This window comes from Serratia sp. CY44782, assembly GCF_052168715.1.
Taxonomy (GTDB): domain Bacteria; phylum Pseudomonadota; class Gammaproteobacteria; order Enterobacterales; family Enterobacteriaceae; genus Serratia; species Serratia nevei.
In genome coordinates, this window is the sequence record NZ_JBJNME010000010.1 from 1 (window position 1) to 16,178 (window position 16,178).

General features: G+C 56.5%; 13 protein-coding genes and 1 pseudogene. 7 read left to right on the forward strand and 7 right to left on the reverse strand.

Going from position 1 to position 16,178, the window contains the following annotated elements; translation table 11 throughout:
* From ACJ8HT_RS18925 to ACJ8HT_RS18935, 3 genes are all read left to right on the forward strand, one after another.
* A partial coding sequence (locus ACJ8HT_RS18925) for a transketolase-like TK C-terminal-containing protein (protein WP_442520134.1) occupies positions 1-564 on the forward strand: 564 nt, incomplete at its 5' end.
* 244 nt (positions 565-808) lie between these two features.
* On the forward strand, positions 809-982 hold the full coding sequence (locus tag ACJ8HT_RS18930; RefSeq protein ID WP_342144918.1) for a transposase domain-containing protein: 174 nt from the start codon (positions 809-811) through the stop codon (positions 980-982).
* A 531-nt stretch (positions 983-1,513) separates the two neighbouring features.
* On the forward strand, positions 1,514-1,879 hold the full coding sequence (locus ACJ8HT_RS18935) for a colicin E1 family microcin immunity protein (protein WP_195873817.1): 366 nt from the start codon (positions 1,514-1,516) through the stop codon (positions 1,877-1,879).
* A gap of 12 nt (positions 1,880-1,891) precedes the next feature.
* On the opposite strand, the gene ACJ8HT_RS18940 is transcribed toward ACJ8HT_RS18935, so the two are convergent.
* From ACJ8HT_RS18940 to ACJ8HT_RS18960, 5 genes and pseudogenes are all read right to left on the reverse strand, one after another.
* Entirely contained in the window at positions 1,892-3,670 is a 1,779-nt protein-coding gene (locus tag ACJ8HT_RS18940; RefSeq protein ID WP_341534891.1) for a colicin-like pore-forming protein, read from the reverse strand.
* Positions 3,671-4,105: 435 nt separating this feature from the next.
* Positions 4,106-5,319, reverse strand: a pseudogene (locus tag ACJ8HT_RS18945) (IS256 family transposase).
* Positions 5,320-5,494: 175 nt separating this feature from the next.
* A complete protein-coding gene (gene brnQ / locus ACJ8HT_RS18950; protein WP_194572521.1) occupies positions 5,495-6,817 on the reverse strand; it encodes a branched-chain amino acid transport system II carrier protein in 1,323 nt (440 codons plus the stop codon).
* Positions 6,818-7,029: 212 nt separating this feature from the next.
* Positions 7,030-7,911, reverse strand: coding sequence for a 2OG-Fe dioxygenase family protein (locus tag ACJ8HT_RS18955; protein ID WP_038871106.1), 882 nt, complete (start codon positions 7,909-7,911; stop codon positions 7,030-7,032).
* A 30-nt stretch (positions 7,912-7,941) separates the two neighbouring features.
* Positions 7,942-8,274, reverse strand: a complete 333-nt coding sequence (locus ACJ8HT_RS18960) for a tRNA-binding protein (protein WP_048234649.1) — start codon at positions 8,272-8,274, stop codon at positions 7,942-7,944.
* 294 nt (positions 8,275-8,568) lie between these two features.
* Here ACJ8HT_RS18960 and ACJ8HT_RS18965 point away from each other — a divergent pair, with 294 nt between their 5' ends.
* The 4 genes from ACJ8HT_RS18965 to ACJ8HT_RS18980 all read left to right on the forward strand — a co-directional run bounded on the left by ACJ8HT_RS18965 (position 8,569) and on the right by ACJ8HT_RS18980 (position 13,652).
* Positions 8,569-9,486, forward strand: coding sequence for a DMT family transporter (locus ACJ8HT_RS18965; RefSeq protein WP_194572522.1), 918 nt, complete (start codon positions 8,569-8,571; stop codon positions 9,484-9,486).
* A 166-nt stretch (positions 9,487-9,652) separates the two neighbouring features.
* Positions 9,653-10,741 (forward strand): ABC transporter substrate-binding protein, encoded by a 1,089-nt coding sequence (locus tag ACJ8HT_RS18970; RefSeq protein ID WP_197653249.1) that lies wholly within the window; start codon positions 9,653-9,655, stop codon positions 10,739-10,741.
* A gap of 78 nt (positions 10,742-10,819) precedes the next feature.
* A complete protein-coding gene (locus tag ACJ8HT_RS18975; RefSeq protein WP_004931567.1) occupies positions 10,820-12,589 on the forward strand; it encodes an ABC transporter permease in 1,770 nt (589 codons plus the stop codon).
* Entirely contained in the window at positions 12,582-13,652 is a 1,071-nt protein-coding gene (locus ACJ8HT_RS18980; protein ID WP_194572525.1) for an ABC transporter ATP-binding protein, read from the forward strand. The genes ACJ8HT_RS18975 and ACJ8HT_RS18980 overlap by 8 nt, the downstream gene beginning before the upstream one ends.
* A 30-nt stretch (positions 13,653-13,682) precedes the next feature.
* Here the strand turns inward: ACJ8HT_RS18980 and ACJ8HT_RS18985 are convergent, their stop codons facing one another.
* Both ACJ8HT_RS18985 and ACJ8HT_RS18990 read right to left on the reverse strand, forming a co-directional pair.
* Positions 13,683-14,648: a 2Fe-2S iron-sulfur cluster-binding protein gene (locus ACJ8HT_RS18985; protein ID WP_197653248.1), complete on the reverse strand. Its 966-nt coding sequence runs from the start codon at positions 14,646-14,648 to the stop codon at positions 13,683-13,685.
* 41 nt (positions 14,649-14,689) lie between these two features.
* Positions 14,690-16,138: an NAD-dependent succinate-semialdehyde dehydrogenase gene (locus ACJ8HT_RS18990; RefSeq protein ID WP_049199308.1), complete on the reverse strand. Its 1,449-nt coding sequence runs from the start codon at positions 16,136-16,138 to the stop codon at positions 14,690-14,692.
* Positions 16,139-16,178 lie beyond the last annotated feature (40 nt).

A 16,178-nucleotide genomic window follows, 5' to 3' on the forward strand; every position in this document is an offset into this window, starting at 1 on the left:
CAGCTGGCGAGCCTGCGCGTGACCCCGAACATGAGCACCTGGCGCCCGTGTGACCAGGTGGAATCGGCGGTGGCGTGGCAGTACGGCATCGAGCGCAACGACGGCCCGACCACGCTGGTGTTCTCGCGCCAGAACCTGACCCAGCAGCCGCGCACCGCAGAGCAGCTGGCGAACGTGTACCGCGGCGGCTACGTGCTGAAAGACTGCGCGGGCACGCCGGACGTCATCCTGATTGCCACCGGCTCCGAAGTGGGCATCACGGTGGAAGCGGCGGACAAGCTGACCGCAGCGGGCCGCAAGGTGCGCGTGGTGTCGATGCCGTCGACCGACGCGTTCGACAAGCAGGATGCGGCGTACCGCGAGTCGGTGCTGCCGGCGGCGGTAACGGCGCGCGTGGCGGTGGAAGCGGGTATCGCGGACTACTGGTACAAGTACGTGGGCCTGAACGGCGCCATCGTGGGCATGACCACCTTCGGTGAGTCGGCGCCGGCGGAGCAGCTGTTCGCCGAGTTCGGCTTCACCGTGGACAACGTGGTGGCCAAGGCGCAGGCGCTGCTGAAGTAAGCGGCCTGGCGCAAGCCGATAAAAAAGCCGGTCATCGTGACCTAATGCCGATCGTTTAAGAACACTTGAACGATCCACTCAGTAAGAGACAATCCGGATTCAGCCCTCTGATTCCGGATTTTTTATGTCTGAACACGATATGGATTTCGTTGTTGATGTTTGCCCTTCTGAGCTTGATGCCTTTTCTCGTTCGCTCGATTCTGCCTAGATACATCAGGCCCTTACCGCATGCAACAAGGCCAGTATCCGCCGACGTCGCCTTCCCGCTGAGCAGGCTGTCTGGCTCATTCTGATGATGGGCGTGCTGCGCGATTTGTCCATTAAAGATGTTTGCCACCATCTCGACATTGTTCTTCAACCCGATGACGGCTACCAGGCCCCGCCCCCAGTGTCCTTACGGCGGCGCGTCAGCGCCTAGGGGAAGCTCCCCTCCGGTATCTTTTTCATGCCTGTAATGAAGCATGGTTGCCTGCAGCACTGGGTAAGGAGGCGTTTCATGGATTACATGTGTTGAGCGTCGACGGAACGCTGTTTCGTGCTTCAGACTCTCCGGAGAACGCCGCGGCTACGATCGCTACGACCGCGGTGAGCATGTCGACGGTGGACGAATAGCGGCTGAGGTTGAGGAAGGTGAGGTGATCCACCTGACCGACGCCGACAAGGATTCTATTCCCATGTCACCGAATGCAGCAGCCGGCTATCACCGTTTTTTGCTGAAGCACTAACCTATGGCCACCGGTATGCCGGTGGCTTTTTTTCCCGTGGGGGGATCCCGCCCCGGTCCGCGACAGGGTAGCAAAAGCGCCGTACCAGGCACAGGAGCGCGGCCGCTAACGTGCCCGTGCGGTCAGTTTTCGCGCGTTTCGGTAGAATGGACGTTTTACCGAAGAGTCTGGAGTGTTGCGGTAAACTTTACTTCTTTGCGCTATAAAACGATAATGATAATCACTTGTATTACAGTTGGAGCAAGGTAACAATGACTTGGGGATATTACCTAAAAAAAATGGTTTGGGGTGTAATCCCCATATTGCTCGTTTATTTAGATTGGCAAATCAACCAAGAAAACCAAAAATTAACATACATGTTAATTTTCTCTATCACAAGTGGATTATTGTATCCATTTTCTAATAAAATAATGACGAAAATTGGTTTATTATTTGCCAGGAAGGAATTTTGGGAAAAAGATTTTTTTACAAGTGCCACAGGTGGAAGTTTACAGGCCATACTCTTTATATTTTGTTTCGTGTTCGCAATTCCAATGGTTTTGGGATTTTCAGCATATAAATTAGCAAAACACCTAGCCCGAATTGGCTAGGTGTTTGTTTATTCAGATTTTAAGTGCACTATTTATCTTCTCCACAAATTTTTCATCAACGAAGACACTGACCAGTGTCATCATGATGGCAAAACCGAAGATACCTAATGGTGTGCCAAGAATAATACTATATGCAAATGCAGTAATGGCAGTGGCGGCACGTCCAGCGGCTAAGGATTCCAATTTAACAAAAAATGGCCGCCAGTTATCTGTTTCTACAGCCTTTTTTAATTCCATGGCTGTATCATATACATCGATTGTATTTCCAATATATTTAAATGCTTTGCTGAACTTGGCGAAATTCCTCGCCATTTCATCACGTTTAAGCGACTCTAGCGCATGAGAGATAGCTTCTCGATCTTTAACACTGAATTTTTTATTCAACACATCCTTGTACTTCTCAAATGCTTTTAATGCTTCATCCGCGTTTTTGATGGTTTTGCCCTTTGCGGCATCAGCCAGTTCTTTGGCTACCTTGGCAGATTGTTCACCAAATTTTTCCGTTGTCTCTTTATAGAAATCAGCGGTGGCTTTTAATGCATCCTTAACCCGATCCTCTTCGGCTTTAGCTTCGGCATCTTTTTTAGCCTTTGCATTAGCCTCTTTTTTAGCCTGAACATCTGCAAGCGTTTTCCGCGCATTGTTAAGCGCATTCTCCGCATTGATCTTATCTCGCTCGGCCTGTTCAAGACGGCTGGCAGCCTTATTTGCTGAGTCTCTTGCCGCATTCATCGCATTTGTTGCTGTATTTCTTTCATTTTCCAAACTGGAGATCAGGTCACTTGCGCCATTAAATTCTTTCCACCATGCTTCTTTACCATAATCAACTTCTGTGTTCCATTTTACGAATTCATCAAGAAGATCTTGATGCTTTTTTCTCTTTGCTTCAGCTTGTGCCGCTTTGTTTTCGTTATCTCGTGCTACACTCTCCGCTGTTACCCTATCGTTGTTGGCCTGATTAATACGATTTTGCGCATCATTAATCGCTTGTTGTGCGTTACTTTCGTTTTGATGAGCTTCACTCTCAGCATGATTTAAACCGACTTCGGTAGACAAGTCTAAATCTTTAAGTCTATTTACCTCACTTTCCTTTTCACGCTGCTCATTTTCCAAACGTTCAACATTTTGTTTGGCCGTGTCAATTTCTGATTGGATTTTCTTCACTTCTTCCTGTTTTTTACCCATTTCATTTCTATTTAATGATTGTTGTTCCCTAACCCAGGACGTGGGTTTTTCTCTGGAGAAGAACCAATCTTCATTATTCAGCTTTAAATATTCTTGCTGCACTTTTCTTTTATTAGCTTCATTTCGCAGAACAGTGAGACGTTCTTTACTTACCTTTAACTTACTAATAATAGCATTGAGGTTTGCTTTTTCGAATTCAGTCTGTTGATTATTTTCGGATTTCTTGCTTAATGTATCAATATCCTTTTGCATTTCCTTGATTTGGTTATCAAGGTCATTTTCTTTTTTAGCAGAAAAATCGATGGCTTTATCTGAATCTTCACGAAAACTATTTTTGGCTTCATTACTGAATGGCGTGACATCATCATCTTCAGGATCAAAAGCACTTATCGGTTTATTAATATCGGAAATTTTTTGATCCCAAATATGGGTAATATTACTCAATTCCTTCTGTCTATCAGGCAAACCGTCACCAACCCATCCTTCAACAACCATGTTGCCATCTGAGAGATCAAAACCTCGCTGCCATCCATGCCCATTCCAATAGTACCCCATTGAAGTCATTACATCGCGTTCATATTGAGTTGTATCTTCATATCGAGCCACAGTACAGTTCCCCTTTAAATGATAGTTGAAATCAAAATAACTGTATATGCATACAGCTAGGCGTACTTTATGGTGTCCCTGCTTGCTCGTCAAGATAATGATTATCACTCTCATTTGTGTAAGGCATCACACACAACAAGCTATTGATGGTTATTTTCGTCTGTCTTTACTAAGGAAACGAGGCAAGCTAAATGAAGGCAACTCTTCCAACATAAGCACAACGTATTGTTTATACTGTGCTTTAATAGAAAATTCGGTGGAACGCTGATACTGGTTGGCTGATCAGCGTTTCTATGTTTACAGGCAGAGAGCTTGATTGGTTGACAAACGAGGCAAAATATTAATTGGTTCTCATTTCCCCCTGGATGGTGTCATCTCTAAGCGGCAATTCGGTAAAAAGGGATCCTGTACACCATTCTGTGTAAATGCCTTTGCTTAGAAGTGACCGTCCAGGCGGTCACCGAACTCGATAATAAAGCGGCTCATTGCCATACGCCAGTCCTTCAACGGCATGGTCCATTTTTGCGAGGCTGCCTGGATCGCCAGCCACACCACCTTTTTGACAGCGTCATCCGTCGGGAATACTTTGCGCTTTTTCAGCGCGTGTCTGATTACGCTATTTAGCGACTTGATGGCGTTCGTTGTGTATATAATCTTAATGATATCAGCTGGATATGTGAAAAGCGTGGCAAGGTTGGCCCAGTTTGCCTGCCAACTGCGGCTTATTTGTGGGTAACGGCTGTCCCAGGCGCTGGGGAACGCTTCCAACGCCTGCAAGCCAGCTTCTTCTGTCGCAGCCTGGTAGATGGCTTTCAGGTCGCGGGTGACGGCCTTATAGTCCTTGCAGGAGACGAACCGCAAGCTGTTGCGTACCATATGCACGATGCACAGCTGAATGCGTGTCTGCGGATACACCGCGTTGATGGCGTCCGGGAAGCCTTTCAGCCCATCAACACAGGCACTGAGAATGTCGTTCAGACCACGGTTTTTCAGCTCTGTCAGCACATTCAGCCAAAACTTTGCCCCCACGTTTTCAGCCAACCACATACCCAGAAACTCTTTATGGCCATCAATATTGATACCCAACGCCAGGAACACGGATTTGTTGATGACGCGACTATCTTGCTGAACTTTCAGAACGATACAATCAAGATAAACAGTGGGATAGACAGCATCCAGTGGCCGATTTTGCCATTCGACAACCTGCTCAATGACGGCATCCGTCACCTTTGAGATCAGAGCCGGCGAGACATCAGCATCATACAGCTCTTTAAACATGGCGGCGATCTCGCGGGTGGTCATTCCTTTGGCATATAAGGATAAAATCTGGTTATCCATCCCCGTGATCCGGGTCTGGTTCTTTTTAACCAGTTGAGGTTCGAAGGAGCTATCACGATCGCGTGGCGTACGTAGAGCTCCAGCGGACTATCGCCAGTGATAACGGTCTTTTGGGTATAGCCGTTGCGGGCGTTGGTCGCTGGTTTAGGCTGATTTTTATCGTAGCCGAGGTGATGGGTCATTCCGGCATTGAGCGCCGCCTCGACGCTGATTTTCTTCAGCAGGCGATCGAACTGGTTGAGATCCTCAGGGGTTTTAAGGTTTTTGGCCAGTTCGTTAGCCAGAGCCTGCAACTGTTTTCGTCCATAAATCAACCTTCTTTTGATGTTGAGTTGAACATATCAAAATCAGGCAATTACACAAATTATGTACAGGCTCAAGTTTAGGGTGTGTTTTGGCGAATACAAATCTAAACGTTCTGACTGCGGTTTTCTATTGGTTCACGCTAAAGCGCGATGAACCTTTTTTTATGGGCGCAACCTGCGCTTACGACGCGGCGTTGGCGCTTTCGACGCTGCGCAACCGGTCGTAAGCCGCCGCCAGCAACAGCACCAGCAGCGTAGGCTGCAGCCAGACCAGACCCTGTTCGGCCAGCGGCAGCTTATCGAACCAGGCGGGCAGCAGGCCGCTGAAGCTGGAGGCCTTCAGGCCGTCGGCGAGGCCAAACACCAGGCTGGTGGCGATCACCGGCGCGAAGACGCGCTTGGCGCTGCGCCAGCGGTTCTGGCTGAAGCTGAGCAACACCAGCGCGATGCAAGGTGGATAGATCGCCGTCAGCACCGGCAGCGAGACGCGGATCAGGTTGGCCAGCCCCATGTTGGAGACCAGCATGGCGAAGAGGGCGAGGATAACCACCAGCGTGCGGTAAGAGAGCGGCAGGTAGCGAGAGAAGAAGTCCGCGCAGGCGCAGGTCATGCCGACCGCCGTCACCAGACAGGCGATGAACATCAGCACCGCCATAAAGACGCTGCCCAGATCGCCGAAGGTGTGTTGCACATAAGCGTGCAGGATTGCCGCGCCATCCTGAGCGCCACTCTCGACCAGGCTGCCGCTGCCGGCGCCGAGTTTGAACATGCAGATATAGACCAGCGTCAGGCCGACGCCGGCGATCAGGCTGGCCCACAGGGTGTAGCGCAGCAGCAGGCCGCTGTCGCTGACGCCGCGCGAGCGGGCGGCGGTGACGATAATCGAGCCGAACATCAGCGCCGACAGCGTGTCCATGGTTTGATAACCCTGCACGAAGCCGGTGGAAAACGCCGATGCCTGATAGCTGCCGATGGCGGAGACCGGTTCACCGGCGGGCCAAACCAGGGCGGCGATGCCGAGCGCGGCCAGCGCCAGGATTTTCAGCGGCGCCAGAATATGGCCGACGTTATCGAGCAACCGGCCGGGATACAGCGAGACGATCATCGCCAGGGTAAAGAACAGCAGGCTGTAGATGAACTGCGGCAGGGCGCCGTCGCCGGTGAAGGGCGCGATGCCGAGGGCGAAAGAGACATTGGCGGTTCGCGGCGTGGCGAACAGCGGGCCGAGCGCCAGATAGCAGACGGTCGCCAACAGCAGGCCGGCGGTGCGGCCGATAGGGCCGGTCAGCAGGCTGATGCTGCCGCCGACGCGCGCCAGCGCGATCACGGCGATCACCGGCAAGGCTACGGCGGTCACCATAAACCCGAGGGCGGCCGGCCACAGATGTTCGCCGGACTGCAGCCCCACCAGCGGGGGGAAAATGATGTTGCCGGCGCCGACAAACAGGGCGAAGGTCATAAAGCCCAGGGCGATAATGTCTTTCGGGGATAAATTCTTGGTCATAACGGTATGGCACTGCCTGTATTCATGAAATAAACGGCCTGCTGCGGAATGGATAACTGCAGAGGGCAGGCGCAGAGGGCAGCGAGCGCCCGCAAAATTTTCGTCCGGCAGGATATAATAATTCGGCGACAAAAACCTGATTAATCCAGCGCTGTTTATCCTGGCGTGAACCGGCCGCACAGAGGGATCATGGCGGCCGGCCCGGCTGCGCGTTAGCTCGCGCGCGCCACCATGTCTATCGACAGCGGGATTTCGATATGCGGTTTGAAAGAGTCATACGCGAAAGAGACGTGGCCGTCTTCGACCGGTTTGCGGGTGAAAAAGATCAGCATATCGCGGGTCGAATGCCGGCGTTTGTCCTGCGCTTCCACCGGTGAGAGGCTGTGTTTGCGTTCATGATCGACAATCAGCAGGGTATCGAGGAAATGCCGATGCTGTATTTCGCCCAAAATCCATTCCGGCCGGGCCCGATCAAATTTGATCCCGCTGGTTTCGCGCATATCGTGAATAAAGGTCTTGGCGCTGTCGTCGGTCATGTTGTCGCAGCCAAGGAAGGTCGTCATGGTGTGGTCGACGCCGTCGCTGTGCACGCCTTCCAGAGCCGGTTCGCCCAGCATCTGCGGCGTGGTGACGGTGCGCAGGTTGAACACCGTGCAGACGAACTTGTTGATCTCCTGATTAAGCCGGGCGCGCGGCGTCACGCTCACGCCATCGATCACGTAGGCTTTGAATTTCATCAGCGCCTGGAATGCCGTATTCAACTGCAGATCGTCGTTGATGCCGCGGAAGTGGCGCACCTTTCCCGAATCGTAACGGATGAAGTCTTCCTCGACCGAGAGCACGAAGGGCTGGAACTCCAGCCGCTCAATCTGGGCGCGATCGAAGTCGAAACAGAAGCGGCCGTTTCTGGACTTGCGGAAAGGCAGCGTGGGATCGTCCGCCAGATTGCCGCTGACCTGCTGCAGCTTGGCGAAATCTTCCGGCCGCGCGCCCAGCGCCAGCAGGATCGCTTGCATGGTGGCACCGGGGATAAAGGCTGAACGGTGTTCCTGATACGCCTTCTTAACTTCATCAAGCAGGGATAACTGTCGCATTTCTCGGTGGCCTCACGAATGATGTGGCGATTATAAAATCTTGCTGCCGATCTCCACGTCGAAATCGGTTTTCAGCAAGACGGTGCCTTGATCCCGGGTGACCGCGGCAAGTACCAGCACTTCGGATTTAAATCCAGCAACCCGCCTGGCGGGGAAATTAACGACGGAGATGACTTTTTTGCCGAGCAGATCATCTTCCTGATAGTTTTCGCATAATTGCGCCGAGCTGTTTTTAATGCCAATTTCTTCGCCGAAATCAATGCGCAGCTTATAGGCGGGCTTTAACGCCTTGTCGTTATATTCCACGGAAATAATTTCGCCAATACGCATATCCAGTTTCATAAAATCAGTGATTTCGGCCATGAGTCAGTCCAGTTAATTAAGTGGCTTCAGGAAGGCTAGCAAAGGGGAATTATTCCGACAACGCCGCCAATAGGGGAATAGTTATACCTGATGTAGCAATTAATTTACATTGTCGTAACGTGGTGGAATTAATTATAAGCTTAGTGAATTATATAAAATTGAAACTTCGTCATTTCCCGCCATTGTGTTCATCACGCAGGCGTGGGTGCCGGCGTCGATGCTGTTAAGCTGGTGTTAAATTGGGTAGTATTATGCTCCGCATTAATTCATCAATCGCATTCTTCAGGTAGTGATATGGAAATAACCCAGCGCGAAAAACGCGATCGGCGAAAGGCATTTATCGCGCCGTTTTTCCTGATATTAATTTGGTCGACCGGTTTTATTGCCGCGCGGGCGGTGGCGGATCATGCCGATCCCAACCTTTTCCTGACTTTTCGCTTTTTGATCGCCGCTGCGGTATTCGCCCTGCTGGCGCTGCATTGCGCCTGGCCCAAGGGGCGACAGTTCGTGATGCACCTGCTGACCGGCATGCTGATGAACGGCGTTTACCTCGCCGCAAGCTGGTGGGCGGTGGCGAACGGCCTGGCGGCCGGGGTGATGTCGCTCATTGGCGGATTGCAGCCGCTGTTCACCGCGCTGATTTTCGCGCTGGTGCTGCGCAAATCGATAGGGTTGCGTTCCTGGGCCGGGCTGGCGGTCGGTTTTATCGGCGTTGCGCTGGTGCTCTCCCCTCGGCTGACCGGTATCGACGTCGGCAATATGGCGCTGTTGCCGATCCTGATGGGCTTTGGCAGCATCGTCGCGCTGACGATCGGCATCATGGTGCAGAAGTCTTCGCTGGCGGCGGCCGATCTGCGGGCGGCAGGCGCCATTCAGCACCTCGGCGCCGCGATCGTGACCGGCGTGCTGGCGGCCGTGATGGGCTCCGCTGCCTGGGACAATTCGCCGACGCTGTGGTTCTCTCTGCTGTGGTCGGCCGGCGTGTTGTCGCTGGGCGGCACCGCGCTGTTTATCTGGATGGTGCGCCACGGCGACTTGACTCGGATTACCGCGCTGATGCTGCTGGTGCCGCCGGCGGCGGCGCTGCAGGCTTACGCGCTGTTTGGCGAGGCGCTGTCGCTGCTGCAGCTGGCGGGGTTTGTGCTGACGCTGCTGGGAGTCGCCATCGTACAGCGAATTCGCCTGCTGCGGCGCTCTCGCCTGGCCGAATAGTCTGCAACAGGAAGTGCCGTAAAGCCCGCGCTGCCGGGCTTTTTTATTGGCTGAAAAACGGCCAACCTCACAAAACCGAAAGATAACAAAGCAACGCCGTTGCCTCGTCACACTTATTAACTATATGTTAATTTTTGGTTTATTAAATGTGATCAGGGGATGGATGATGATGAGAAAAATCAGCGCTACCGTAGCTGCAATCACCTTACTGGGCTCCGTTTCCGCCTATGCGGCCTTCCCGGCGGGCTACCCCGCCGACTATCAGAAACTGGTCGACGGCGCGAAGAAAGAAGGCAAGGTGGTGATTTACTCGACCACCGACACCAAGGCGGCGGCGCCGCTGATCCAGGGGTTCGAGGCGTTGTATCCGGGCATTAAGGTGGAATACAACGACATGAACAGTACCGAACTGTATAACCGCTTCATCAGCGAGCAGGCGGCCGGCGGCACCAGCGGCGACGTGGTGTGGAGCTCGTCGATGGACACCATTTTGAAACTGGCGGGCGATTACGCACAGGAATACACCTCCCCCGAACAGGCCCAGCTGCCGAAATGGGCGGTATGGCAAGATAAGGTGTATGGCACCACCTATGAGCCGGTGGTGTTTATCTATAACAAACGCCTGATCCCGCAAGGTGATGTGCCGGATTCGCACGCGGCGCTGGCTAAACTGATCGCCGGCCAGACGGACAAATTCAAGAAGAAAGTCACTACGTACGACATCGAAAAATCCGGCGTCGGTTTCATGCTGTCGGTGCAGGACTTCAAGGCCGATCCTAACTACTTCAAAACGCTGGCCGACGTGGCCAAGGGCGGGCTGGCGGTACAATCCTCCACCGGCACCATGATGGAGCGCGTCTCCTCCGGTGAAAACCTGATCGGCTTCAATATCCTCGGTTCGTACGCCGAGGCCCGCGCCAAGAGCGATCCGTCGCTCGGCATCGTCTATCCGAAAGACTATACCCTGGTGTTGTCGCGCGTGAGCTTCATCAGCAAAGAGGCCGGCAATCCTAACGCCGCCAAGCTGTGGTTCGACTACGTGCTGTCGGAAAAAGGGCAAAATATTCTCGCCAATCAGGCGGATATCCCCTCGATCCGCAACGACATCGAAGGCAAGAACGACATTGACGGCATGACCAAGCTGCTGGGCAACGCGCTCAAGCCGATTCCGGTCGACGATAGCCTGCTGGAATACCTGCAGCCGGCCAAACGCCTCGACTACATCAAACAGTGGCGCGCCGCTGCGGCGAAATAACAGGGACTGCATTCGGACGCGCGCCTGCCTTAGAGGCGCGCGCCCTTTGGTCGGCGTTTACAACCATAGGGAGCATTTATGCAAGCATGGCGCAGAAAGTGGCAGAGCCTGCCGCGCGGCCTGGTGGTGTTGATAACCGCACTGGTTATCTATGTCCCCCTGTCGTTTATCATCATTCAAAGCTTCCTCTCGGCACCATTCTTCTCTCCCTCCAAGGTCTTCAGCCTGGAGGCCTTCGAGTTCATCTTTACCGATCCGGATTTCTACAAGGCGCTGAAGAGCGGCTTTATTCTGGCATTCGGGCTGGTGATCATCGCCATCCCACTCGGCGGCATTTTGGCCTTCCTGATGGTGCGCACCGATCTGCCGGGGCGGCGGATCATCGAGCCGCTGATTCTGGTGCCGATCTTCGTGTCGCCGATGGTGCTGGGCTTCGGCTATGTGGTAGCGGCGGGGCCGGTGGGCTTCTTCTCGCTGTGGGCGGAGGCGCTGCTGGGCTTCGTGCCGTGGAATATCTATTCGATGGCCAGCATCGTGGTGATTGCCGGATTGACGCACGTGCCCCACGCGTATCTGTATATCTCCTCGGCGCTGCGCAGCGTGGGCTCCGACGTTGAAGAAGCGGCGCGCACCGCCGGCGCCACGCCGCTGCAGGTCATGACCGCCGTCAGTCTGCCGATGGTGCGGCCGTCTATCCTGTATGCCGGAGTGCTGCTGTTCTTCCTCGGGCTGGAAGTGTTCGGCCTGATGCTGGTGCTGGGGGATCCGGAGGGCAACCTGGTGCTGGCGACCTACCTTTACCAGTTGACCAACAAGCTGGGCACGCCGTCTTACCACCTGATGGCGGCGGTGGCGGTGGTGCTGATCTGCATCACCATTCCGCTGGTGATGCTGCAGCGCCGGCTGATGCGTACCGCCAACCGTTTCGTCACCGTCAAGGGCAAAGCCTCGCAGGCCCGCGCGTTGCCGCTGGGCAAATGGCGCTGGGTGGCCGGCGCGGTGGTGGTGTTCTGGCTGACCGTCACCATCGGCGTGCCGCTGATCGGCGTGGTGCTGCGCGCCTTTATCTCCAACTGGGGCGTGGGCGTGTCTGTTTGGGACGAGCTGTCGATCAACACCTTCCGCACCATCTGGGCACAGCCCAACCTGCTGCGCGCCATCGTCAACTCAATGGCGATCGGGGTGATCGGCGGGGCGTTGGCGGTGGCGTGCTACCTGTTTATCGGCATCGCCATGCACCGCAAGCCGGATGGCGCCACGCGCTTCCTCGACTACAGCGTGCTGGTGCCGCGTGCGGTGCCGGGGCTGCTGGCCGGTCTGGCATTCCTGTGGGTGTTTCTGTTCCTGCCGATGTGGCTGGACAAATCGCTCAAGGAGGGCTGGCTGTCGGCGTTGCCGATGGCCGAGTGGCTGCGTGCTAACTGGATTGTCTGGCTGCGTTCGCTGCGCAGCACCATCTTCAGCGTCTGGCTGGCGTACACCGTGGTGTGGATGGCTTACGGCCTGCGGCTGATCTCTTCCACGCTGCTGCAGGTGGGGCCGGAGCTGGAGGAGGCGGCGCGCAGCGCCGGCGCCAGCCGCGGCCAGATCACTCGCCACGTCACCATTCCGCTGTCGCGCTACGGCCTGATCGGCTCTTGGCTGCTGATGTTCTTGATCTTTGAGCGCGAATATTCTACCGGGGTGTATCTGCTGTCTCCGGGCACGGAAACCATCGGCTCAATGCTGGTTTCCCTGTGGGCCGCGGGCGCTATCGATATCGTCGCCGCGCTGTCGTTCATCAATATCCTGCTGGTGGTGCTGGGGTTGGGGATCGCCTTGCGCTTTGGAGTGAAACTACATGATTGAACTTTCGGTAGAGAATCTGCATTTGACCTATGGCGACAACCCGGTGCTGAAAGGGGTGTCGATGGAGCTGAAACGGGGCGAAGTGGTCTCGCTGCTGGGCCCGTCGGGCAGCGGCAAAACCACGCTGCTGCGGGCGGTGGCCGGGCTGGAGAAACCGAGCCAGGGGCGAATCGTTATCGGCAACAGCGCAGTGTACAACGGCAGCGCGCGCAGCGAAATTCCCGCCGAAGAGCGCAACCTGGGGCTGGTGTTTCAGTCCTACGCGCTGTGGCCGCATAAAACGGTGTTTGAGAACGTCGCTTACCCGCTGAAGCTGCGTAAGATCGCCTCGGCGGAAATCACCCAGCGGGTGCAGGCGGTGCTGGATCAGCTCGGGTTGGGGCATCTGGCCAAGCGCCATCCGCACCAGCTTTCCGGTGGCCAGCAGCAGCGCGTGGCGATTGGGCGTGCGCTGGTCTACAACCCGCCGGTGATCCTGCTGGACGAGCCGCTGTCCAACCTTGACGCCAAGCTGCGCGAAGAGGCGCGGGTATTCCTGCGCGAGTTGATCATCAAGCTCGGCCTGTCGGCGCTGATGGTGACCCACGATCAGAACGAGGCGATGGCCATCTCCGATCGCATCCTGCTGCTCAATAACGGCAAAATCGAGCAGCAGGGTACGCCGCAGGAGATGTACGGTTCACCCACCACGCTGTTCACCGCCGAGTTCATGGGCAGCAACAACCGCTTGCCGGGCAAGATCGTGGCGCTGGAAGGCGACCGGGCGCGCATCGAAGGCAAGGACTGGGCGCTGTGGGGCAAAGCGGGCGAAGGCGTGCAGGTTGGCCAGGAGGGCTCGGCGGTGATCCGCGTGGAGCGCGTGCGGTTGGGCGAAGATCCGCAGGGCAACCAGCTTGAGCTGCCGCTGTTGACCAGCATGTATCTCGGCGATCGCTGGGAGTACCTGTTCCGCACCGTGGCCGAGGATTTTGTAGTGCGCGCCTATGGTCACGAGGCGCGCGATCAGGCGCTGTGCCGGCTCTCCCTGCCGGCTGAGCATCTGTGGATATTCCCGAAAGCCTAATCAGGACGCCCGCGGGTGCGGGCGCTCCGTTTACAGATCCAACACCAGCCGGTTGCCTTTGGCGCGCGAGCAGCAGATCAACAGGGTTTGCTGCGCCGCGCGCTCTTCGTCACTGAGATACTGATCGCGGTGATCGGCTTCCCCCTCGACGATGCGGGTTTCGCAGGTGCCGCAGATGCCTTCGCGGCACAGGCACTCGACCTTGGCCGCCTTGCTGTTTTCCAGCGCCTGCAGGATGGTCATGTCTTCCGCCACTTCAAGCTCAATACCTGAGCGGGCCAGCACCAGCGTAAAGGCGCCGCCCGCCGTGTCTTCGGCGGCGAAGGCTTCGCTGTGCAAGCGACCGGGGGCGATGCCCAGTTCGGCGGCGGTCCGGTAAACCGCTTCATTCAGCGCCGCCGGGCCGCAGACGTAGATATGGGCGCCGGGCTCCACGTCGGCCAGCGTGCGCGCCAGATCCAACCGGCCGTTAAGGCTGGTGACATGGCAACTGACGTTGTCGGTGAACGGCGCTTGCGTCAGCTGCTGCTGGAAGGCGTTGTGTTCCTCGCTGTGGAAGCAGTAGTGCAGATGATAGCGTTGCCCGCTGCGCTGCAGCTCGTGCAGATGGGCCATAAACGGCGTGATGCCGATGCCGCCGGCGATCAGCACGTGATGCTGCGCCTCCGGCGCCAGTGCGAACAGGTTATTGGGGGGGCTGATGGTCAGCGTATCGCCGATTGCCAGCCGATCGTGCATGAAGTCGGAACCGCCTTTGGAAGGGGACTCACGGCGCACGGCGATCTGGTAACGGTCGAGCTCGAACGGTGAGCTCAGCAGCGAATAGGCGTTGCTGTAACGCTGCTCGCCGTCCTGCATTTGCACGATGATGTGGCTGCCGCCGCTGAAGGCGGGCAGCGGCCGGCCTTGCGGATCCGCCAGGGTAAAGCGCTTGACCTGTGCGGTGACGGGTTCGATGTCGACGACGCGAACATCAAGCATCTGATAGCTGGTCATTCATTGGCTCCAAAGCGCGGGCGTCCCCGCGCATGAAAAAGTTATACCGCCTGGCACAGGTATTTGAGCTCCAGATAGTCTTCGATGCCGTATTCGGAGCCTTCACGCCCCAGGCCCGACTGCTTCACCCCGCCGAATGGGGCTACCTCGTTGGAGATAAGGCCGGTATTGATGCCGACCATGCCGTACTCCAGCCGCTCCGAAACGCGCCAGATACGCGCCGCATCGCGGGTGTAGAAGTAGGCGGCCAAGCCGTAAATGGTGTCGTTGGCCTGGCGGATCGCCTCGGCTTCGTCATCGAACACCACCAGCGGCGCGACCGGGCCGAAGATCTCTTCTTCCAGCAGCAGCGAGCCGGGCTGCACGTCGCCCAGCACCGTCGGCGTGAAGAAATTGCCGCCCAGCGCGTGCGGCGTAGCGCCGGTCAGCACCTGAGCGCCTTTGCTCAGCGCGTCATCGAGCAGCTCCAGCACCTTGTCGCGCGCCTTGCGGTTGATCAGTGGGCCGATCTGTACGCCGGGTTCGAAGCCGTTGCCGACCTGCAGCGCCGCCACGCGGGCGACAAACTTCTCGGCGAACTGTGGGTAAACGCCGCGCTGCACGTAGAACCGATTGACGCAAACGCAGGTCTGCCCGGCGTTGCGGTATTTGGCGATCAGCGCGCCTTCTACTGCGGCATCGATGTCCGCATCGTCAAACACGATGAACGGCGCGTTGCCGCCCAGCTCCAGCGACACTTTCTTGATGGTGTCCGAGCTCTGGCGCATCAGCAGCCTGCCCACCGGCGTGGAGCCGGTAAAGCTCAGCTTGCGCACCTGCGGGTGGCGGGTTAGCTCGGCACCGATCGCCTGCGAGTTGCCGGTCACCACGTTGAACACCCCGGCGGGAATGCCGGCGCGCTCGGCCAACTCGGCCATCGCCAGCGCCGAGTAAGGGGTTTCGTTGGCGGGTTTGACCACCAGCGTGCAGCCGGCCGCCAGCGCCGGCGCGGCCTTGCGGGTGATCATCGCCGCCGGGAAGTTCCAGGGCGTGATCGCCGCGCACACGCCGATGCCTTGCTTCAGCACCATCAGGCGTTTATCGCCGCTCGGCGAGGGAATGATGTCGCCGTTGGTGCGCTTGGCCTGTTCGGCGAACCATTCGATAAAGGAGGCGGCGTAACGGATCTCGCCCAGCGACTCCGCCAGCGGCTTGCCTTGCTCCAGCGTCATCAGGCTGGCCAGATCCTGCTGGTGTTCCAGCATCAGTTCGAACCAGCGGCGCAGCAGCTGCGCGCGTTGCTGTGCCGGCAGCGCGCGCCAGCCTTCCAGCGCCTGCTGGGCGGCGTCGATCGCCCGTTGGGTTTCGGCCGTCGCCATGTTGGGCACGCTGCCGATGAGTTGGCCGGTGGCGGGATCGCTCACCGGCAGGGTTTCCTGGTTGTCGGCATCGCGCCATTGCCCGTTGATGTAGGCTTGTTGGCGGAATAGCGCCCGATCGGAAATATTCACAAAGAACCTCACAAGTCAGGGGGAGGGGGCCCGTGGGCCC